The 20844-nt window shown below is 63.8% G+C and carries 21 protein-coding genes, 1 tRNA gene and 1 riboswitch; of the genes, 11 read left to right on the top strand and 11 right to left on the bottom strand.

What is annotated here, in order from left to right; all coding sequences use genetic code 11:
* Positions 1–189: 189 nt before the first annotated feature.
* From cobO to NKJ64_RS19085, 5 genes are all read right to left on the bottom strand, one after another.
* Positions 190–804 carry a cob(I)yrinic acid a,c-diamide adenosyltransferase gene (gene cobO / locus NKJ64_RS19105; RefSeq protein WP_023698319.1) on the bottom strand — a complete coding sequence of 205 codons (615 nt, stop codon included), beginning with the start codon at positions 802–804 and terminating at the stop codon, positions 190–192.
* Positions 804–1316: a bifunctional adenosylcobinamide kinase/adenosylcobinamide-phosphate guanylyltransferase gene (gene cobU / locus NKJ64_RS19100; protein WP_352463142.1), complete on the bottom strand. Its 513-nt coding sequence runs from the start codon at positions 1314–1316 to the stop codon at positions 804–806. Before cobU ends, cobO begins: the two co-directional genes overlap by 1 nt.
* Positions 1309–2112 (bottom strand): CbtA family protein, encoded by an 804-nt coding sequence (locus tag NKJ64_RS19095; RefSeq protein WP_023753457.1) that lies wholly within the window; start codon positions 2110–2112, stop codon positions 1309–1311. Before NKJ64_RS19095 ends, cobU begins: the two co-directional genes overlap by 8 nt.
* A 15-nt stretch (positions 2113–2127) precedes the next feature.
* Positions 2128–2307, bottom strand: a complete 180-nt coding sequence (locus NKJ64_RS19090; protein ID WP_023670784.1) for a CbtB domain-containing protein — start codon at positions 2305–2307, stop codon at positions 2128–2130.
* Positions 2308–2343: 36 nt separating this feature from the next.
* Positions 2344–2539, bottom strand: a riboswitch (cobalamin riboswitch).
* A 67-nt stretch (positions 2540–2606) separates the two neighbouring features.
* Positions 2607–3299, bottom strand: coding sequence for a gamma-glutamylcyclotransferase (locus NKJ64_RS19085; RefSeq protein WP_031198567.1), 693 nt, complete (start codon positions 3297–3299; stop codon positions 2607–2609).
* Between the two features lie 136 nt (positions 3300–3435).
* Here NKJ64_RS19085 and NKJ64_RS19080 point away from each other — a divergent pair, with 136 nt between their 5' ends.
* On the top strand, positions 3436–4599 hold the full coding sequence (locus NKJ64_RS19080; RefSeq protein ID WP_023822179.1) for an aromatic ring-hydroxylating oxygenase subunit alpha: 1164 nt from the start codon (positions 3436–3438) through the stop codon (positions 4597–4599).
* Here the strand turns inward: NKJ64_RS19080 and NKJ64_RS19075 are convergent, their stop codons facing one another.
* Positions 4600–5799, bottom strand: coding sequence for an MFS transporter (locus NKJ64_RS19075; protein WP_023822178.1), 1200 nt, complete (start codon positions 5797–5799; stop codon positions 4600–4602).
* Positions 5800–6031: 232 nt separating this feature from the next.
* Between NKJ64_RS19075 and NKJ64_RS19070 the strand changes: the two genes are divergently transcribed.
* Positions 6032–7042: a heparan-alpha-glucosaminide N-acetyltransferase gene (locus NKJ64_RS19070; RefSeq protein WP_023710816.1), complete on the top strand. Its 1011-nt coding sequence runs from the start codon at positions 6032–6034 to the stop codon at positions 7040–7042.
* Entirely contained in the window at positions 7039–7545 is a 507-nt protein-coding gene (locus tag NKJ64_RS19065) for a methyltransferase family protein (RefSeq protein ID WP_031199065.1), read from the top strand. The genes NKJ64_RS19070 and NKJ64_RS19065 overlap by 4 nt, the downstream gene beginning before the upstream one ends.
* Before the next feature lie 300 nt (positions 7546–7845).
* Here NKJ64_RS19065 and NKJ64_RS19060 read toward each other — a convergent pair whose 3' ends face one another.
* Both NKJ64_RS19060 and mgtE read right to left on the bottom strand, forming a co-directional pair.
* Positions 7846–8232, bottom strand: a complete 387-nt coding sequence (locus NKJ64_RS19060) for a MerR family transcriptional regulator (protein ID WP_006203215.1) — start codon at positions 8230–8232, stop codon at positions 7846–7848.
* Positions 8233–8390: 158 nt separating this feature from the next.
* Positions 8391–9809, bottom strand: coding sequence for a magnesium transporter (gene mgtE, locus NKJ64_RS19055; RefSeq protein ID WP_023670790.1), 1419 nt, complete (start codon positions 9807–9809; stop codon positions 8391–8393).
* A 266-nt stretch (positions 9810–10075) separates the two neighbouring features.
* Between mgtE and NKJ64_RS19050 the strand changes: the two genes are divergently transcribed.
* From NKJ64_RS19050 to sucD, 5 genes are all read left to right on the top strand, one after another.
* Positions 10076–10741, top strand: coding sequence for a response regulator transcription factor (locus NKJ64_RS19050; protein WP_023753462.1), 666 nt, complete (start codon positions 10076–10078; stop codon positions 10739–10741).
* 146 nt (positions 10742–10887) lie between these two features.
* Positions 10888–12078, top strand: coding sequence for an aminotransferase class V-fold PLP-dependent enzyme (locus NKJ64_RS19045; RefSeq protein ID WP_352463141.1), 1191 nt, complete (start codon positions 10888–10890; stop codon positions 12076–12078).
* Between the two features lie 10 nt (positions 12079–12088).
* Positions 12089–13063: an HpcH/HpaI aldolase/citrate lyase family protein gene (locus NKJ64_RS19040; protein ID WP_023822175.1), complete on the top strand. Its 975-nt coding sequence runs from the start codon at positions 12089–12091 to the stop codon at positions 13061–13063.
* A gap of 18 nt (positions 13064–13081) precedes the next feature.
* Positions 13082–14266 carry a malate--CoA ligase subunit beta gene (locus NKJ64_RS19035; protein WP_352463140.1) on the top strand — a complete coding sequence of 395 codons (1185 nt, stop codon included), beginning with the start codon at positions 13082–13084 and terminating at the stop codon, positions 14264–14266.
* 128 nt (positions 14267–14394) lie between these two features.
* Positions 14395–15294, top strand: a complete 900-nt coding sequence (sucD, locus tag NKJ64_RS19030; RefSeq protein WP_352463139.1) for a succinate--CoA ligase subunit alpha — start codon at positions 14395–14397, stop codon at positions 15292–15294.
* Positions 15295–15321: 27 nt separating this feature from the next.
* Here sucD and NKJ64_RS19025 read toward each other — a convergent pair whose 3' ends face one another.
* Positions 15322–16254 carry a TauD/TfdA dioxygenase family protein gene (locus NKJ64_RS19025; RefSeq protein ID WP_023823098.1) on the bottom strand — a complete coding sequence of 311 codons (933 nt, stop codon included), beginning with the start codon at positions 16252–16254 and terminating at the stop codon, positions 15322–15324.
* Between the two features lie 399 nt (positions 16255–16653).
* Here NKJ64_RS19025 and NKJ64_RS19020 point away from each other — a divergent pair, with 399 nt between their 5' ends.
* Both NKJ64_RS19020 and NKJ64_RS19015 read left to right on the top strand, forming a co-directional pair.
* Positions 16654–17733, top strand: coding sequence for a sensor histidine kinase (locus tag NKJ64_RS19020; protein ID WP_023823099.1), 1080 nt, complete (start codon positions 16654–16656; stop codon positions 17731–17733).
* 237 nt (positions 17734–17970) lie between these two features.
* The gene (locus NKJ64_RS19015) at positions 17971–18204 is read left to right on the top strand and encodes a GcrA family cell cycle regulator (protein WP_081726779.1); all 234 of its coding nucleotides are present in this window, start codon (positions 17971–17973) and stop codon (positions 18202–18204) included.
* Positions 18205–18404: 200 nt separating this feature from the next.
* On the opposite strand, the gene NKJ64_RS19010 is transcribed toward NKJ64_RS19015, so the two are convergent.
* A tRNA-Leu gene (locus NKJ64_RS19010) sits at positions 18405–18489 on the bottom strand.
* A 338-nt stretch (positions 18490–18827) separates the two neighbouring features.
* Here NKJ64_RS19010 and lipB point away from each other — a divergent pair.
* Positions 18828–19571 (top strand): lipoyl(octanoyl) transferase LipB, encoded by a 744-nt coding sequence (lipB, locus tag NKJ64_RS19005; protein WP_023670798.1) that lies wholly within the window; start codon positions 18828–18830, stop codon positions 19569–19571.
* Positions 19572–19590: 19 nt separating this feature from the next.
* Here the strand turns inward: lipB and NKJ64_RS19000 are convergent, their stop codons facing one another.
* The gene (locus tag NKJ64_RS19000) at positions 19591–20841 is read right to left on the bottom strand and encodes a peptidase M50 (protein ID WP_023823101.1); all 1251 of its coding nucleotides are present in this window, start codon (positions 20839–20841) and stop codon (positions 19591–19593) included.
* Positions 20842–20844 lie beyond the last annotated feature (3 nt).

Below are 20844 nucleotides of genomic sequence, written 5' to 3'. Positions count from 1 at the left end.
GGGGGGGGGCTGTGGGGGGGTTCTCGGGTCCCGCGCCGTCCCCCTCATCTTCCCCCCCCGCGGGGTGGGGGGGGCGGGCGGCCACGGGCGGGGGGGGGGGGCACTGCGTACTACGAGAACCCCCACCCCGATCCGCTTCGCGGATCGACCCTCCCCACAAGGGGGAGGGTAAAAGGTGAGGATAGCCCCTCAAAACTCAATCCCCTGCTGTGCTTTAACGCCGGCCGAAAAATGATGCTTGGTCACGCCCATCTCCGTCACCAGATCCGCCGCCTCGACCAGCGCCGGCTTGGCGTTGCGGCCGGTGACGACGACATGCAGACCTTCGCGCCGCGCTTTCAGCGCCGCCACCACTCTGTCGAGATCGAGATAGTCGTAACGCAGCGCGATGTTCAGTTCGTCCAGCACGACGAGGCTGATCGAGGGATCGGCGATCAGCTCCAGCGCCTTGGCCCAGGCGGCTTCGGCCGCCGCAATGTCGCGCTTCAGATCCTGCGTCTCCCAGGTGAAACCCTCGCCCATCGTGTGCCAGACGACACGGTCGCCGAACGCCGCGAAGGCGTCCTTTTCGCCGGTGTGCCATTTGCCCTTGATGAACTGGACGACGCCGACGCGCTTGCCATAGCCGAGCATGCGCAGCGCCAGCCCGAAGGCGGCCGTGGTCTTGCCCTTGCCGGGTCCGGTGTTGACGATCAGCAGCCCCTTCTCGACCGTCTTTTCCGCGACCTCGGCGTCCTGCACCGCCTTGCGTTTGGCCATCTTGGCGCGGTGGCGTTCTTCGTCTTTTGCGTCGATATCGGTCATCATTTCACCTTGAGCGGCAGCCCCGCCACCATCAGTAGCACCGTATCGGCAACCGCCGCGACCTGCTGGTTGAGACGGCCGGCGGCATCACGAAACCGGCGTGCGAGCGCATTGTCGGGCACGATGCCTTGCCCGACTTCGTTCGAGACAACGAGCCAGGGCCCGCGCGGCCGCGACAGCATGTCGGCTAGCCGCCGGCATTCCGCCTCGAGATCATGGTCGGAAAGCATATGATTGGTCAGCCACAGCGTCAGGCAATCGACGAGCACCGGCTGGTTGTCGGGCAAGGCTTCGAGCGCTCCGACAAGATCGAGCGGCGCGTCGATGGTCGCCCAGCCTTCGCCGCGCCGCGAGCGATGCAGCGCGATGCGCTCGCGCATCTCATCGTCATAGGCTTCGGCGGTGGCGATATAGGCCCATGGCGGCGGCAACGCCGTCGCCAGGGTTTCGGCATGCGCGCTGTTGCCGGAGCGCCCACCGCCGATGATAAAGGTCAAACTGCGATCAGGCAAAGCTGTCGCGCAGGCTGGTCGCCGAGCCGGTGAAGCGTTCGCGCACCACGCCAATGACGGCGCCGAGCACCAACCAGAACACCAGATTGGTCACCGTCACCGCCACCACGAACTGGTGATGCAGGCCTTCGGGGATCGGCGTCTCGAAACTGTCGGGCTGCGGCGCGCCGACAATATGCGGGGCGACGATCAGAACGACGGCAAGGACGGTCAGCGGCGCCGAGGTGCGGAAGGCGATCAAGGCAAGGCCAATGGCAGTCGCCACAACCGTCGCCACCCACCAGATCTGGCGCTGCATGAGATCGGCCGCCGGCATTGCCGGCAGTTCCGGCGGCAGGCCGAGGCCCGGAGCCAGCGTGAATACGGCAAAGCCGGCCAGACCCCAGAACACCCCCTGGCGCCAGTTGCCGATGCCGCCGGCGAATTCGGAAACGGCCACCAGGACCAGCGCGAAACCGATACCGGTGACGATATTGGCCAGCACGCTGAAGGCGAATCGCTCGAAGCCGTCGGCCGGCGCCCAGCCTTCGTCCTCCGCTGGCGCGGCAGCTTCAGCCGGGGCTGCGCTGCTCACGGCATTTTCCGCCGGCGCGGCGGTGCTCATGGCATTGGTGTCCGCAGCGTTGGCGGCGGGCGCCGCGGCATGCTCATGCTCATGGCCGCCACCAGCCTTTTCGTAGACCTCGGCCTTGAGGATCAGCGGCACGGTGGCGTAGGCCTGCATGCAGGCGAGAGCGACACCCGCCACGAGCCCTGCGATCGCCGCGATGAACACGACGTTGCGAAACAGGTTCATGATGTCAGATCCTCGTCAGTGGCAGGGAAACGCCATCGAATGGCGATAGTCGTGCGCCGCATTGTGGACCGCATCGATATGCGAGAAACCGACAACGCCGACGACGAAAATGCCCAGAAACGCGCTAAGCACGAGCTGCATGAAGCGCGACTGCGAGGAGACGGAAGCGCCGAGGGAGACGGAAGCGGTATTCATATCTTGTCCTTTCGCCCTCCACCCGAGGGCATCGAAGTCAGTTCCCTGTCGCCGGCAGGTCTCCTGGCTCGCGGATCAGCGCCCTTCCCCACCTTCCCGAGGAAAAAATCCTCAGTGGCTTGGAGAGGACTACCGCACACAGTTGCGGGGGCAGCCACGGCATTGGGCAACAAGTCAGCCCTCACCGCATTCCCTCTTGGTCCCTAACGGAACCGACGACATGCATGACTATAGGCTGAAACGGCCGCATCCGGCAAACCAAATTCCGCCGGCCAACAGCGCGAATGCGCCATGCGGCGTTACGGGTTCAACGCGGTGATCCGCTCGGCAACCAGCCGCTGCAGCCGCCACAGATGGCGATCGTGAATGCCGCGCTCTTCAAGGTTTTTCACCGTGTTGTAGAGATAGTCGGCGCCCGACCCCCAGTGCCCGCAGGACGTTGCCAGCCTTTCGACGACCTTGCCCTCGTCGAGCGGCCCTGAATAGGTCAGGCCGTTGCGGTTGATGACGAAGGCCAATGCCCTGAGCGGTCCGGCCTCGCTTGCAAGCTTCAGCATGCGCGGCCGGTAGCTTGTCGGCTTCAGCGTGACTTCGCGCCGGAAAAGCCGGCCCAACTGCCCGCGCCGGTTACTTTCGGTCAGCCGGAAGGCGACGCCCTTGCATTGTCCGCCACGGTCCAGCGCCATCATCAGGCCGGGGCTGTCCTTGGTGCCGCGCCAGCGCGTCATGTTCATGCAAAAGGACCGATGCCAGCCTCGCGCCAGCGCAACGCGGTCCTCGACATAATCTATTTCCGGTTTCCAGATCAGCGATCCATAGCCGAACAGCCATAGCGGTTCGCTATCCGGGAGTTCGACCTGGAATTCATCCAGCAGCGCGTCATAGTCGGCGTCATCGAGATGCATCGCGTCCGGATCCGGCCCGGGGTCCCTGATCTCGCGCCAGCAGCGCGCGACCAGCTCCGGCGTAAGCGACATCTGTCGTGCGGCCAATTTCCGAATCCCCCCAATTTCCGAATGTCCCATGTCCACGACATGATTATGCGCCGCGCCTGCAACCGGCAATGCGGCACTCTGATTGACAAACGATTTGCCGGGGTGTCGGCTGACGCTTCATAGGAAGCCAGCCATGCATCCCAGCCCGAGCGAGCGCGACCCCTATAACGGCCTGAGCCGGGCCGAACCGACGCTACCGTCGTCGGCCTATTGGGATAGCGAGGCTTACCAGCGCGATCTCGACGCCATCTGGCACAAAAGCTGGCTGCTCGTCTGCCGCGAGGCCGACCTCGCCCAGCCGCTGGCGTTCAGGACATTCCGCGTCGGCACGCAGGAAATCGTCATTCTGCGGGACGAGACCGGCGAACTGCGCGCCTTCCACAACACTTGCCGGCATCGCGGCTCGCAGCTTTGCCAGAAAAGCGAGGGCCGGCTGAAAGCGCGGCTCATCACGTGCCCCTACCACGCCTGGTCCTACTCGCTGCGCGGCGATCTCGTGCGCGTTCCCTCGAAATCGCTGCCAGATGGTTTCGACAAGGCCGATCATCCGCTCTACCGGGTGGCGCTGTCGGTGTGGCGCGGCTTTGTCTTTGTGAACCTTCAGCAGGCTGCGGCCGGCTCCGCCGGGACCTCCTTCGATCCCGCATCCGGCGACCTCGCCAACTGGCCGCTGGAAACGCTGGTATCAGGCCATGTCCTGCGCAAGGTGATGAACTGCAACTGGAAGATCTTCTGGGAGAACTTCAACGAGTGCCTGCATTGCCCGGGCGTCCACAAGGACCTGTCTCGGCTGGTGCCGATATACGGCCGCGGCCTGATGAGCCGGCACGACGACCCCGACTGGGTCCGCCATGCCGACAATGACGCACCGGAGTTTTCGGGTGGCCTGCGCGCCGGCGCCGAGACCTGGTCGCGCGACGGACATGCCCATGGCCCGGTCTTCCCGGGCCTGACGCCGGCCGAGCGTGCGGCCGGACAGACCTATGCCACCAGCCTGCCCTCGATGTTCATCGTCGGCCATGTCGATTATGTCAGGACGGTGCGACTGATGCCGCTCGGTCCCGAACAGGCCGAACTCACCGCCGAGTGGCTGTTCGCGCCCGAGGCGCTCGCCGAGACCGACATCGACAATGTCGTCGCCTTCGGTACCCAGGTGCTGGAGGAGGATGCCGCGATCTGCGAGGTCAACCAGAAAGGCCTGCGCTCGATGCGTCACGCGGCCGGCGTGCTGATGCCGGAGGAGTATGATCTGCATCGCTTCCACAACTGGGTGCGCGAGCGGCATGCGGCCTCCTGATCAAAGCGACTTCGGCAGATAGCGCCAGGTGATAAAGCCGCAAACCGCGGCCAGAATGCCCAGCGTCACGAACACCGAGCCGAGGCCGAAAAACGCCAGCACCACCGAATAGACCAGCGGCGGCGTCAGCTCGGAAAAGTCGAGATAGGTGCGGTAGACCGCGGCCATCTGCGCCCGCTCATAGGACCGCACCGAGCGCATGAAGGCGGTCGAGCCCAGTGCATCGAGCGCGATGGTGAAGAAGGCGCCGCAGAGCAGGAAAAAGCCCGTAAGCAGCGGCGCGGTAGTGCCGACCGCGCCCGCCGCAAGCAGCGTCGCCGACATCGCGAAATAGGCGAAGGTCATGGTGCGCCGGCCGCCGAAGCGTTTTCCAGCCTTGCCCCAGAAGATCGCCATGAACAACAGCGCATTGCCGGCCGAAACCAGCAGGCCGCCGGCAAGCTCGCCCTCGCCGGTAATCACCATGAACAGCGGCCCATAGACGAAGAACGTCGTCCAGAAGCAGGAGCGGCCGAAGGCGATCAGCCAGGCCAGCCTGAGCCTGGGTTGTGCTACGAAGCGGCCGATATTGGCCAGCGGATTGGCCGGCCGCGTCTTGCCAGGCCGGATCGACTGGTTGTCGCCCAGCCTGTAGGTCCAGAACAGCGCCAGCAAGGCCAACGCAAACACCGCGACCGCGCCATGCGCGGCATAGATGCCGTAGCGTGTGTAGAGGAAGATGCCGAGTGTCGGCCCGCCGGTCCAGGCCAGCATCGACCACGCCATGCGCAGCGATTCGGCCTGCATGAAATCGGTCTTGCGGATGTGGTCCATGATGTAGAGGTTGAGCGTGATCGACAGGGCGCTCGCCCCCATGACGCGGCACAGCATGCCTGCCAGTTGCCCCGCAAGCGTGTGGGTGACGAAGAACAGCGAGCCTATCGCCAGCAGGCAGGCGCCGGCGGTATAGACCCAGCGCCGGGCAAACCTGCGGATCAACATCGGCATGAACAAGGTCACCGACAGGCCGAGCAGCGCCACGATGGTGTAGAGGATCGAGACGATCTGCTCGTTGTGCAGAATCTCATAAGCCTGGATCGGGATGACGCTCGATACCGTGGCGCGGGCGAAGGATTCGACCGCATAGAGCGAGGCAAAGGTGCGCGCATCCGCCGGACGCAGGGCTGGCAGCCAGATCGGATGGCGCACATGGGTGGACATTTGATCCCCAAATCAGACTCGCAGCCCAAATCTGCGCTGGCGCTTCCTCCGCCAGTAACAGGAAACCGACCCCTTCCCGGCAAAAAGCGAATTCGGCCAAAGGCTTTCCGGCTCTGGCCTAAAGCGCCGCGCGATGCAGCCGCACGGCGCGACCCGGAGCGTAGAGGGCGGCCTTCTTTTGTCCGGTGCAACCGTGATAGTCGTCTTTGGGGCTGAATCAGATCGCGAGACCATGAGCATCCATACCGCACCCCCTGGAGATCAACTGAAGCGAGATCAACCGAAGCGCATCGTCGCCATCGATGTCGTACGCGGCATCGCGCTGATCGCCATGGCGAGCTACCACTTCACCTGGGATCTCGAAAATTTCCACTACACCGACCCCGGCCTCACCGCCGTCGGCTGGTGGAAGATCTATGCGCGCTGCATCGCCTCGACCTTCCTGTTCCTGGTCGGCGTCAGCCTGTTTCTCGCTCATGGCAGGCAGATCCGCTGGACCGGCTTCTGGAAACGTTTTGCCATGGTCGCCGTCGCGGCCGCCGCTATATCGGCGGTCACGTACTTCATCACGCCGGACAGCTTCATCTTCTTCGGCATCCTGCATCAGATCGCGCTGGCCAGCTTGCTCGGCCTTTTGTTTCTGCGGCTGCCTTCCTGGCTGACGCTGGTCGTGGCGGCGGTGGTGATCGCAGTCCCCCTCTATCTCCGATCCGAAGCCTTCGATCATCCGGCGCTTTGGTGGGTCGGCCTGTCGGCGATCAACCCGCGCTCCAACGATTACGTGCCGCTGTTTCCCTGGTTCGGCGCCGTGCTTCTCGGCATCGCCGCGGCAAGGTTTGCGTCCACCACCGGCCTGCTGGCGCGGCTGGCCACGCTGGCATCGGGAAGCTGGACCAGGCCGCTCACCTTCATCGGCCGCCACAGCCTGGCTTTCTACCTGATCCACCAGCCGCTGCTGTTCGGCTGCGTCTGGCTGTTCTCGCAGATTGCGCCGGCGCCCGTCGAAACAAGGGAAGTGATCTTCCTCAAGGAATGCCAGGTATCTTGCGAACAGCAGCGCGACACGGAGTTCTGCACCAGCTATTGTGTGTGCATGCTGGACACGCTGCAAAGCGAAGCGGCATTCGACCGGCTCTACAATGGTGACCAGACCCCGGAGTTCAAAGCGCATCTCGGTGAACTCGCCGGCATCTGCACCGCAAGGACGGAGGAGAGTCCGATGACGCAGGGAGGGCAACAATGACCGACAAGCTCACAAAACCCGGGCTGGCAAAACCCGATCTACCGAGACCACGGCTGATCCCATGGCCGCCGCTGATCTACATCGCCGCCATTGCCATCAGCATCGCGCTCGGCCTGTTCTATCCCCTGCCCTGGATCGGCGACCTCTTGGGCGACCTTTTGTTTGCCGCCGGCTTTGTGGTGCTGTTTGCCGTCGCAGCCCTCTGGTTCACCGCTATCCGCACCATGATCGGGGCCAAAACGACGATGAACCCCAATGGCGTGCCGGATCATCTGGTGACGTCCGGCCCGTTCGGCGTGACGCGCAACCCGATGTATCTGGCCAACACGCTGCTTTTGATCGGCGTCGCCTTCGTCTCGGGGATCGTATGGTTCCTGCCGCTGGCTTTGATCGCGGCATTTGCAACGCAGAAGGTCGCCATCGAGAGCGAGGAGAAGGTGCTGTTCGCCAAATTCGGCAAGAAGTACCGCGACTATGCGAAGCGGGTCAGGCGCTGGATCTGAGGCGGCGTGGCAGGGGTGTATACCTTGGCGATTAGCTGGCGCATCCGTTTCTTCGTCATCCACGGGCGGAGCAAGGAGCGTAGCGACGCAGCACAGACCCGAGGATCCATGCCGCGACTCCAGAGCGTTGCTATGGTCCAGAATTCGCTACCGCTGCACTCCACGACCGATGTCACGGAATGGATTCTAGGGTCTCCGCGACGGAGCTTCGCTCCTGCTTCGCCCTAGAATGACGAAGTGTGGAAGGCCTCCGCTAATCGCGAACGTTTGCGACGGGCGCGCAAACGCTCGACGGTCCGCTCAGGTATTAACCCCCAGCTCCACCAGCCGCTCGACGCAAGACTCCTCAGCCTGGTCGAGCTCCGCCAGCGTCTCCTCGAGATCGCGGCGCTTCTGCCTGAGATCCTCGCGCTTTTCCTCGATGCGCTTGATCATCAGCTTGAGTTGACCGACCTCGCCGGGCGGTTCCTTATACATCTGGATGATTTCGCGGATCTCGTTGATCGAGAAGCCGAGCCGTTTCCCGCGCATGATCTGGCGGATCAGATGCCGGTCAGATGGGCGAAACAGCCTTGTGCGGCCCCGCCGGACCGGTTGCACCAGCCCCTCATCCTCGTAGAAGCGCAGCGTCCGCGTCGACACGTCGAATTCGCGGGTCAGTTCGGTGATCGAATAATATTCCCGCATCTTTGCTCCAAATGTCGGAACATCGGAAAACGCCCGGTCGCCCGGGATTTCCAACGCATTCCGATCAACCCCGTTCCAAGCCGGACTCGGCATGAAACCCCGCGCAAGCCTCGCACCACATTTACGTAAAAGTCAATTGAGCCCGCAACGCCTCTTTCTCAAGGGATAGCGAACCACCAGGTGGCCAGCCCCAGGAAGGCAAAGAAGCCAACGACGTCGGTGACGGTGGTGACGAAAACCGCCGACGCCACCGCCGGATCGATCTTGAACCGGTCGAGCAATAGCGGGATCAGGATACCGGCAAGGGCTGCCACGAACATGTTGATGATCATCGCCGCCGCTATGATGCCGCCCAGATTGGCATCGCGGAACCAGACGGCCGCGACGATGCCGATCAGCACGGCGAAGATGATGCCGTTGATGGAACCCACGCCCATTTCGCGGCGGATGATGCGGCCGGCATTGTAGATGTCGAGATCCCTGGTCGCCAGCGCGCGTACCGTGACGGTCATGGTCTGCGAACCGGCATTGCCGCCCATGCCGGCCACGATCGGCATCAGCACGGCCAGTGCCACGATGTGCTCGATGGTGCGGTCGAACAGGCCGATCACCGACGCCGCCAGGAACGCCGTCAACAGGTTGACCAGCAGCCAGGGAACGCGCGAGCGCGAGGTCGAAAGAATGCTGTCGGACAACTCTTCGTCGCCGACGCCGCCCATGCGCAGCAGATCTTCCTCGGCCTCCTGCTGGATGACGTCGACGACGTCGTCGATGGTCAGCACGCCGACCAGCCGCTCGTTCTCGTCGACGACGGCGGCGGACAGAAGATCGTATTGCTCGAAGTCCCGCGCCGCCTCTTCCTGGTCCATGGTGGCCGGAATGGCGTGCCTCGTCTCGTGCATCACGTCTCCGACCTTGGTCGTGCGCTTGGTGCGCAGGATCTGGTCGAGGTCGATGGCGCCGAGCAACTTGAAGCTTGGATCGATGACGAAGATCTGGCTGAACCGCTCGGGCAGGTTCTTGTCTTCGCGCATGTAGTCGATGGTCTGGCCTATGGTCCAGAACGGCGGCACGGCGACGAACTCGGTCTGCATGCGGCGGCCGGCGGTCTCTTCCGGGTAGTCGAGCGAGCGGCGCAGCCTGATCCGCTCGGTGAACGGCAGCTGCGACAGGATCTCGTCCTGGTCTTCCTTTTCAAGATCTTCGAGAATGTAGACCGCGTCGTCGGAATCGAGGTCCTGCATGCCCTGGGCAATTTGCTCATTGGGCATATTGTCGACGATATCGCGGCGGATCGCCTCGTCGACCTCGGTCAGCGACGAGAAGTCGAAGTCGGCGCCGAGCAGTTCGACAAGGGCGCGACGCTGTTCGGGGTGCAGGGCCTCGAGCAGATCGCCAAGTTCCGACTGGTGCAGGTCGTCGACTTCGCGCTTCAGCGTCAGCGTATCGCGATCGGCGATCGCCGCCCCGATCTGGGCGAGGAATGATGACAGAACGGCGCCGTCCTCGCCATAGATGTCGGCGTGGGCATCGTCAGCGGCTTTGGCGCCGGTCGTGTGGTCGTCCTGGCGTTCCACCAGCGGCTCCCGCCATGGGAATTTCGGAAAAGGTGCCTGTCAGGTCTAGCGCGCAACGCACGGTAATATCAAACGAAATGCGCCCCGCCCTGCATATGGGCGAGAGCGATTTCATCAGGATATGACGCCGCCCAGGATTCAGGCGGCGCGACAGCGCATGTCGCTGGGGAAAGAGCACCCCAGCACGGTTGGGGCAGAATTGTCATGATGCAGGTTCAGGCAAAGGCCGGACCCGCCCAGGCGACAACCAGAACAGCCGGAAGCCCTTGAAGATCAGGTCGCAGACGCAGAAAGCAATCGAGGAACGGCGCGTGCGCGTGGTCGTGGCCGAACGCAATCCGCTCGTGATATCGGCGCTGCGCGACATGCTGGACTGCGACGGGCGCTTCGAGCTCCTGGCCTGCGTGCAAAGCGGCAGGCATTTTCTTGAGTTGGCAGCGGAAGGCGAATTCGACGTCGCAATCATCGGGTGGAAGCTTGCCGACATGGACGGCGCCGATGTGCTGGCCGAGGTTCACAGCCGCAAGCTCGGCGTGCGCATCGCGGTGTTTTCCAACGACCACGACATCGGCATCCTGAAGCAGTGCGTGCGCCTCGGCGCCCAGGGCTACTGCTTCCAGTTCGACGATCCAGCGATCATCTTCGAGACCATCCTGGCCGTCGCGCATGGACGCATCTGCATCCCCTACATCGACATCAATAAGGTCAACGACACGCCCTTGTCGCTGCTCACCGTGCGCGAGCGCGAACTGCTGGCCGTGCTGTCCGACGGCTGGACCAATCTGCAGATCGCGACGCGCACCGGGATTTCGGAGAACACGGTGAAATACCACCTCAAGAATCTCTACGACAAGCTCGACGTCCGCAACCGGGCGATGGCAGTCGCGCTCTACGCGCGGGAGAGGCGTACCCAGAAGCAGCCGTTGGGGTAGGCGAGCGACTGGCCGCGGGTAGGTCACCCGGGTAGGCAACCCCCACCCGCGCGCGGCAAGATGTTACCTCTTGAGGTGTTGTTGCCATTAGCCGTCGAAACGAAACTCCCCATCACCGCTTTGCTGGATCAGGAGGAGTTCGCGACATGGCCGGTTTCACCCATCTTTTCATTCCCGGACCGACCAACATTCCCGAACAGGTCCGCCAGGCGATGAACCTGCCGATGGAGGACATGCGTGCAGCATCCTTCCCCGATCTCACGCTACCGCTGTTCGAAGACATCAAGACGGTGTTCAAGAACGAGACCGGCCGCGTCTTCATCTATCCCTCCTCCGGCACCGGCGCCTGGGAAGCGGCGATGACCAATGTGCTCAGCCCCGGTGACCGCGTGCTGATGTCGCGCTTCGGCCAGTTCTCGCATCTGTGGGTCGACATGGCCGAACGGCTCGGCTTCGAGGTCGATGTCATCGACTGCGAATGGGGAACCGGCGTGCCGCTCGAGCTCTATGCCGAGCGGCTCAGGGCCGACAAGGCGCACCGCATCAAGGCAGTCTTCTGCACCCAGAACGAGACCGCGACCGGCGTGACCAGCGACGTCGCCGGTTGCCGCGCCGCGCTCGACGACGCCAATCACCCTGCCCTTCTCTTTGTCGACGGCGTGTCGTCGATCGGCTCGATCGACTTCCGCCAGGAGGAATGGGGCGTCGACTGCGCGGTCAGCGGCTCGCAGAAGGGTTTCATGCTGCCCGCCGGCCTCGGTTTCCTCTCCGTCAGCAAGAAGGCGCTGGTGGCGTCGCGGAGCGCGACCCACCGCCGCTGCTTCTTCTCCTTCGAAGACATGATCCGCGCCAACGACACCGGCTATTTCCCTTATACGCCGGCTACTCAGCTGCTGCGCGGCCTGCGCGCCTCGCTCGACCTGATCGCCGAGGAAGGGCTGGAAAACATCTTCGCCCGTCACCATCGCCTCGCCGAAGGCGTGCGCAAGGCGGTCGACGCCTGGGGCCTGAAGCTCTGCGCCAAGGCGCCGAAATGGCACTCCGACACCGTCAGCGCCATCCTGGTGCCGGACGGCGTCGACAGCGGCGATGTGGTCAAGCGCGCCTACCAGAAATACCAGACCTCGCTCGGCGGCGGCCTCAACAAGGTGATCGGCAAGGTCTTCCGCATCGGCCATCTCGGCTGGCTGAACGAGGTGATGGTGCTGGCCTCGCTCTCGGCCGCCGAAATGGCGCTGCTCGACTGCGGCGTACGGCTGGCGCCGGGCTCGGGCGTCGGCGCCGCCATCCAGCACTTCCGCGCCTCGGCCGCCGTGCCGGTCGCCGAAGCCGCCTGAGGAGCCGACAATGAGCCACACCATCAACCACCTGAAGAAACTCCGCCTGCAGCGCAGCGAGCTGGCGGTTCCCGGCTCCAGCCCGGAAATGATCGACAAGGCGGCGAACAGCGCCGCCGACTTCATCTTCCTCGACATCGAGGACGCCGTTGCCCCACCCGACAAGGAGCGCGCCCGCAAGAACATCATCCAGGCGCTCAACGACATCGACTGGCGCGCCAAGGGCAAGACCGTCTCGGTGCGCATCAACGGCCTCGACACCCATTACATGTATCGCGACGTGGTCGACGTCATGGAACAGGCCGGTGACCGGCTGGACACCATTTTGGTGCCGAAGGTCGGCGTGCCGGCTGACCTCTACATGGTCGAGGCCATGGTCAACCAGATCGAGATGGCAAAGGGTTTCAGGACCCGCGTCGGCCTCGAAGCGCTGATCGAGACCGCGCTCGGCATGGCCAATGTCGAGGCGATTGCCGCGACACCCGGCCGGCTGGAAGCCATGCATTTCGGCGTCGCCGACTATGCGGCAAGCTGCAAGGCGCGCACGGTCAACATCGGCGGCCTCAACCCCGACTATCCCGGCGATCAGTGGCATTTCGCTCTGTCGCGGATGACCGTCGCCTGCCGCGCCTATGGCTTGCGCGCCATTGACGGACCGTTCGGCGACTTCTCCGATCCGGAGGGCTACGTCGCCGGGGCCAGGCGCGCGGCGGCCCTCGGTATCGAAGGCAAATGGGCAATCCATCCCTCGCAGATCGCGCTCGCCAACGGCGTATTCTCTCCACCGGAAAAAGAGGTGACCCGTGCCAGGCGAATCCTCGAAGTGCTGAAGGAGGCGGAGGCGCAGGGCAAGGGAGCGGCCGCACTCGACGGCAAGATGATCGACGCAGCGTCGGAACGCATGGCGCGCAATGTTCTGGTGGTCAACGAGGCAATCGAACGGGCCAGCCAATTCTCTAGCGAGCCGCGCGTCGCCACGCATTGACCGTTCAGGGAGGACAAAATGGACATCCACGAATATCAGGCCAAGGAACTGCTGGCACGCCACGGCGTGCATGTGCCGCGCGGCGGGCTGGCCTACAGCCCCGAGCAGGCGACCTACAGGGCCCGCGAGATCGGCGGCGCCAAATGGGTGCTGAAGGCGCAGGTGCATTCCGGCGCCCGCGGCAAGGCCGGCGGCATCAAGCTGTGCGCCAATGACGAGGAGATTTCCAGCGCGGCCGAGGGCATGCTCGGCCGCAAGCTGGTGACACAGCAGACCGGCCCGCGCGGCAAGCTGATTTCGCGCCTCTATCTCGAGGAAGCCGTCGACATAGCGCAGGAGCTCTATGTCGGCTTCGTCCTCGACCGCAAGGAAGAGCGCGTCATGATCGTGGCTTCGGCTGCCGGCGGCATGGAGATCGAGGACATCGTCGAAAAGGCGCCGAACTCCATCCTGCGCACATCGGTCGATCCCGGCGTCGGCATGCAGCGTTTCCAGGCGCGCGAAATCGCCTTCGGGCTCGGCCTCGACCACAATCTGATCGGCAAGGCGACCGAGACCATCTTCAGCTGCTACCGGGTGTTCCGCGACTACGACGCCTCGATGCTGGAGATCAATCCGCTGGTGGTGACCCGCGACGGCAATCTGATCGCGCTCGACGCCAAGATGTCGTTCGACGAGAACGCGCTGTTCCGACGGCCGGAAATCTCCGAGCTGCGCGACAAAAGCCAGGAAGATCCGCGCGAAACTTTTGCCAGCGACCGTGGCCTCTCCTATGTCGGCCTCGACGGCAACATCGGCTGCATCATCAATGGCGCAGGGCTCGCCATGGCGACCATGGACATGATCAAGATCGCCGGCGGCGAACCGGCCAACTTCCTCGACATCGGTGGCGGCGCCTCGCCCGAGCGGGTGGCGAAATCCTTCCGCGCCGTGCTCGGCGACAAGAATGTCGAGACCATCCTGGTCAACATCTTCGCCGGCATCAACCGCTGCGACTGGGTCGCCGAAGGCGTCATCAAGGCGATCCGCGAGGTCGGCGTCAACGTGCCGCTGGTGGTCCGTCTCTCCGGCACCAGGGCCGAGGAAGGCCGCCGCATCCTGGCTGATTCCGGCGAGGCGGTGATCGTTGCCGGCACGCTTGCAGAAGCCGCCGAAAAAGCCGTCGCCGCATGGCGCGCGGCCATCAAGAAAAAAGCAGCCTAGAGCCGGATGATTTCAGGTCGAATCGACCTGAAATCTGAATCCGTCTCTAAAATCAAACAGATGGAGCATGATGTCGTCCGAAAACCGCTTCACACTTTTCGGCATCATGCTCTAGGGAGGTCGAGAAAATGGCAATCCTGCTCAACCGCAGCACCCGCGTCATCGTCCAGGGGTTCACCGGCAAGATCGGCAGCTTCCATGCCGACGACATGAAACGCTATGGCACCAAGCTGGTCGGCGGCGTCACCCCCGGCAAAGGCGGCCAGAAGCATCTCGGCCTGCCTGTCTTCAACACGGTCAAGGGCGCGGTGCGCGAGACCCGCGCCGAGGCCAGCATCGTCTTCGTGCCGCCGCCCTTTGCCGCCGATTCGATCATGGAAGCGGCGGACGCCGGCATTAAACTCTGCGTCTGCATCACCGACGGCATCCCGTCGCAGGACATGATGCAGGTCAAGCGCTACATGCTGCGCTACCGCTACGAGGACCGCATGCGGCTGATCGGCCCGAACTGCGCCGGCGTCATCACGCCCGGACAGGCGCTGATCGGCATCATGCCCGGCAGCATCTATCTGCCTGGCCGCGTCGGCATCGTCGGCCGCTCCGGAACGCTCGGCTACGAGGCGGCGTCGCAGATGAAGTCGCTCGGCATCGGCGTGTCGACCAGCGTTGGCATTGGCGGCGACCCGATCAACGGCTCGTCCTTCAAGGACATGCTGAAACTGTTCGAACAGGATGACGACACCGACGCCGTGGTGATGATCGGCGAGATCGGCGGACCGCAGGAAGCCGAAGCGGCCATCTGGGCGCGCGACAATATGAGGAAGCCGCTCATCGCCTACATCGCCGGCCTCTCCGCCCCCAAAGGCCGCCGCATGGGCCACGCCGGCGCCATCATCTCGGCCTTCGGCGAGTCGGCGCAGGAAAAGGTGGAAATCTTGAAAGAGGCCGGCGTGATCATCGTGCCGACGCCGTCGTCGTTTGGTGAGGTGGTTGCAGAGACGCTGGCGGGGATGAAGAAGGCCGCCTGAACAGCGGCCTTCGCGTTCGACCGCGCCTCATGCCGCCTTGTCGGCTGCCGGCTTCGCGACCTTGGTGCGGGTGGCGCTGCGGCGGCCGTCGACGCTGACCGGAACGTCGCCGTCGACCGTGGCGCGACGGACCACCCGGTGCTGGTCGCCGTAATCGTTGACGGCGTAGTGTTGCGTCGCGCGGTTATCCCAGATCGCCACATCGCCGGCCTTCCAGCGCCAGCGCACGGTGTTCTCCGGCGCCGTGACATAGGACTGGAACACCTCGTAGAGCTTCGCTGAATCGCTTTTGGAAAGACCGATCAGCCGTTGCACGAAATTGCCGAGCAGCAGCGTGCGCTCGCCTGTTTCGGGATGGACGCGGACAACGGGATGCTCGGTCTCGTAGATCGTCGAGGTGAAGATTTCCTCGAAGTGCTTCTTTTCCGCGGCGCTCGCACGCGGCCGCACCGCGGCGTAATCGTAGGCGTTGCTGTGCACCGCCCAGAGATTGTCGGCGAGCAGTTTCAACGGCTCGGGCAGGTCCTGGTAGGCGGCCGCGGTGTTCGACCAGATGGTGTCGCCGCCGGCCGGCGGTATGACGACGCCGCGAAGAACGGAGAATTTCGGATAGGCGTCGACGAAGGTGACATCGGTATGCCATTGGTCGGCGCGACCGCCGCCACGGCTGGAATCGAGTTCGAGAATGGACGCCGTTCCCTTGACGGGACCTTGGGTCGGATGCGGGACGAGGTCGCCGAGACGCTGGGCAAAGCGCTCCTGCCCGGCATCGTCGAGATGCGCCTGGTCGCGGAAGAACACCACCTTGTGCCGCAACAGGATCTGGTTGATCGCCGCGACCGTCTGCTGTGGCAGGTCGCCGGAGAGCCGAATGTTCCTGATCTCTGCGCCGACGCGTCCGGTAAGCGGGACAATATCGGAAACCGGGATGATCTGCTCTACGGGGGTAAGTCTGGTCATGGGAACCTCTTCCTCTAAAGCCGCGGGCTGGTGGCAATGCTCCGCCGTCTGCCGGCCGCATAGCGATCGGCGGAGCAACTCCCTCATCGGGAGCCGACTTGCTTGGCAACGAGAGCACTGATCTCAGCTCAGGAGGCGAAGGCCGCCAAGGCTTGCGAGCAGTACCGAGATCCCATTCAAAGCGTAATTCTACAAATTCCATAGACATTTCTTTTCAAAGTTCGGCGGCCCTGAGAAAAATGCCTTCTGTCCAATTCGTTCGTGAGCGGCAGGCGGTGGAGCGCTGCGCGACGCGGCCCGCACCAGTAGTGACGCTGTCGTATCCCCTTCGATATTGGAGATGGCGGGTGAATTGCATGCCTGATATTGATGGCTTCCACGCATCACGCAGGCGCCGAGATGACAGACTCCGATAAGGCTGACGCTGTCGAGCAATTGCTCGATACGCCTGACCTCGCCACCGCGCTGGAAAGCGACCAGTTCAAGAAATTTCTCGACCAGATGCCGATCGCGATCGCCGTCTCGGAATTGATCGCGAAGGAACGTGTCGTCTACGCCAATCCCGAATTCGAGAAGCTCTCGGACCTCAAGGCGCCGAAGCTTGCGCGGGAAAACTGGGCGGCCCTTTCCGGCAGGGGGCTTCATCGGCAGAAGGACAGGCCGCTCGCCGAGGCTGTCGTTGAAGACACCGATTTCGTCGGCACATTTCGCCTCGAGCGCGGCGAGGACAAGCCGGCAATCGTCGACGTTTATTCCAACGTTATCGAGGACGACAACGGCAAGCTCTGCTTCCGGCTGGTGGCGCTTGTCGACGTCACGGCACACGGTGAGACCGAGGACGCGCGACCCGCGGAGGAGCTCATCCGGGAGAAGGACACCCTGTTGCGCGAACTGCAGCATCGGGTGAAAAACAATCTGCAGATGATCACCGCTTTGATCCGGATGGAAACCCGCAACGCCACCGAACCGGACCAGAAGCGTTTCGAAAGGCTTGCCGGCCGGGTAGACGCATTGGCAATCCTCTACCAGACATTGTCGGCTGACCAGCAGAAGGATGAGGTGGATCTTGGCGTGTATCTCAGCCAGATCGCGTCCGCCGTCATGGCGTCGCACGCAGTCGAAGGTATCCGCCTCGACCTTAAGGTGGATACCTATCCGGTATCCATCAACGTTGCCATGCCGACAGGCCTGGTCGTCAATGAGTTGCTGACCAACGCTCTCAAACATGCATTCGTCGGGCGCGATGGCGGCACGATCACGCTGCACAGCGTCGTCAGCGGCGATGGTTGCCGGGTGACTGTCGCCGATGATGGGATCGGTCTGCCGACGGGTGAGACCTGGCCCAGGCCCGGCAAGCTCGGCTCCTTGATCGCGCGGTCGCTGACCGAAAATGCCAAGGCGCAATTCGACGTCAAGTCGAGTGCCGGCGAGGGAACCAGGGTCACCATCGTCTTCAACCGATCGGCGGCGACGGACTGAGGCTATGACCTGTCCGGCCGGGATTTGCCGGCGCGTCGTTACTGCTTCGGGCGCTCGCGGGTGTGGCCTTAAGTCGCAAACGATTTGGCTGAAGAAGCGGGGCGCCGGGCTTCTTTGACGGTACGATCAGCACCATATGTGGTCCACAGCCCTCCAAAACGAGAGAAGCTCGCTCCGGCGGGTCGCACTGCGGCCGTCGGCCGGCAATGGCTATGAACCAGGAAACTGAAAACCATCATGCATGAAAATATCAGACCAGCGTCTAGAGACGTCCCCCTCATTCAGCTAGGCCTCAACCAGTGCCGCTTTCCGGTGAGCGAAGACCGCTCGGTACCCGGTGGCTACCGTTTTTGTGCCGGGCCAACGTCGCCGGATCGCGTCTATTGCGATCACCACCACACCGTCGTGACGGCCGTTGACCCTCGTCGAGCCCGCCCGGGTCTCCATTTCCCTCAACGACGCGCCGCTTAGGTCGCCCACATCCCCTGCCCCGCCACCGGCAAAGCCGGGGACTCGGGTGCAGGAGGCTGGCCGGTGCGAGCCAAGCGGCGTTCGCGTGCGGCTCTGCGACCTCTTGTTGCAACTCTGCTGCGGCCGGTTCAAGCGCCAAAGGCGATGATTTGGCGTCGACGGCCTGAGAAGTCGCAATGATTTCAATGGCCGAAAAATTATGGTGCGGTCGAGAAGACTCGAACTTCCACGGGTTGCCCCACAGCGACCTCAACGCTGCGCGTCTACCAATTCCGCCACGACCGCCCGTGGTAGGAGCCGGAACGAACCGGCTCGCGGCGTGTAGCAAATCGTTTCCGGCGAAACAAGGGCGCGGCGCGCAATAATCGCCGCAAATTGGCATATCGGCCTCTACAGCGCCGCGCGTCCTGTGGGACGCGCAAAGGACGCTGCAGCACTTTGATTTGGCGCATGATCCTTTCCGAAGATCGTTCCTATCTTCGGGGTCGTGCGCGAAGGCCGAAATGCGTGGCGAACTGGACGTTTCAGCCGGATACCGCCATATGAAGGGCAAATGCATTTGGCCCCAGAGCGCAAGCCGGTTTCGCCAAGCCGGCGTGCGTCACGCGAAAAACGAAAAAGCCATGACCGAACGCAGCCAGATCGCCACGTCGTTCCTGCCCTTGCCGGGTTCGGCGCCGGTCGAATGGCGCATCGAGCCCGGCCTGACCGGCTACACCGATGCGCTGGCCCTGATGGAAGCGCGCGCCGAGGCGATCCGCACGGGTGCGGCCGCCGAGATGGTCTGGCTGGTCGAGCATCCGCCGCTTTACACCGCCGGCACCAGCGCCCGCATCGAGGACTTGATCGACCCCGACCGTTTCCCGGTCTTTGCCGCGGGGCGCGGCGGCGAATACACCTATCACGGGCCGGGGCAGCGGGTTGCCTATGTCATGCTTGACCTGAAGCGCCGGCGCGAGGATGTGCGCGCCTTCGTCGCCGCGCTCGAGCAGTGGATCATCGGCACGCTTGCCGCCTTCAATGTGCGCGGCGAACGCCGCGAGGACCGCGTCGGAGTCTGGGTGGTGCGGCCCGAGCGCCCGTCCCTGCCCGACGGCTCGCCGGCTGAAGACAAGATCGCGGCCATCGGCATCCGGCTGCGGCGCTGGGTGAGCTTTCATGGCATTGCCGTCAATGTCGAGCCGGATCTCAGCCATTTCAGCGGCATCGTGCCATGCGGCGTGCCGGATCACGGCGTCACCAGCCTCGTCGACCTCGGCCTGCCCGTGACCATGGGCGATTTCGACCTGGCGCTGAAATCCGCCTTCGAGGATGTTTTCGGGGCAGCGGAGTCAACTTCTGCAGAACCGGCTCGCAAGGCCGGCTGAGTCTCGCCTCGACCAACGCTCAAAGCAACCGCGCCGAGGCCCACAACAGCCCGAAACCGTGAATGGCGAAGACGGCCAGCAGCGCGCCGGCCATGGCGAAACGGTCGAAGATGCGGATCGGCTTCAATTCGTGGCGCGGTTTTACCCCGCTACCCACTGTCATCAGGCTGAGGATGGCAAAGACGGCGCCCGCCACCAGCAGAAAGCTTTGGGAAAAGCCGGCCAGCCAGCCAAGCCATAGCAAGGCCGAGAGCAGGGAAAACGAGGCGAGCGCCAGGGCGACCGGCCCCGGGCAGATCTGGCGCAGCACCTGACCGCCGTCGAATTTCCACACCGGCACCAGATTGGCGATGTTGAACAGCGCGGCAAAGCCGGCAAGCGTCGCCAGAAGGGCCGCGGCGAGCCGATGTCCCTCGCCGGATGCGAGCCCGCTGGCGACGATCAGCAGCGGTACCAGGAACGCGGAAAAACCAGCGCCCATCAGCGCCACGAAGGCGACCTCGAAGCGGCTGTCATAAGGCCGGCCGCCAATGGCGATGCCGCCGAGCAGCGGGATAAAGATCATCCGCGCCTTGCGATGACCGGTTAGCCGAAAGGCCGCCATGTGGCCGAGCTCATGCAGGGCAACCACCGAGGTCAGGATCGCGGCCAGCGCCAGGCCGCCGAGATTGAGCCCGAAGAACGGCCAAAGGATGAAAGCCGACAGAACGGCGAAACCGACCTGGCTCAGCGGATGCTCGAACCAGCCGCCCTTGCGATACTGTCCGGTCCTCGCCCAGATCTCCAGCTTGCCGAGCTCGCGGCGCATGGCGAAGTAGCGGAACACCAGGAAGGCGACGCCGCGATAGCGATCGGTCTGACTGAGCGTCACCCGCGTGCCGGCACCTTCCGAGGTGAGTTCGGTGGTCTCATAAAAATCCTTCCAGAACGACGCGTCGAGCGCGGTATCCTCGATGACCCGCATCGAAAAACGACTGCCTTCGACGACGTCCTCGAAGCGCGACCTGCGCTCGATCGGCTGGCCGTCGCGGCCTTCCCACGACAGCAGGATGCGGGCCGTGCCCTGCCCGTCCAGCGGCTGGGCCGAGAGTATCTCGCCGGACCAGCCGGCATCGCTGCCTAGCGGCCACAGCGCCTGCCAGAGGCGCTGCCGGTCCATCGTAATCACGCGGCTGAGCCTCACCGTGCGCAAACCGAGCGGCGCAGTCATCAAAAGGAAAATCAATCCGAGATTACCGGCCACCAGAAGGGCCGTCACGATCGGCGACACCTG

This window comes from Mesorhizobium sp. M0062, from assembly GCF_040323125.1.
GTDB lineage: Bacteria > Pseudomonadota > Alphaproteobacteria > Rhizobiales > Rhizobiaceae > Mesorhizobium.
Note: the sequence above shows the minus strand (reverse complement) of the source record. Positions and strands in the feature narration are given on the sequence as shown.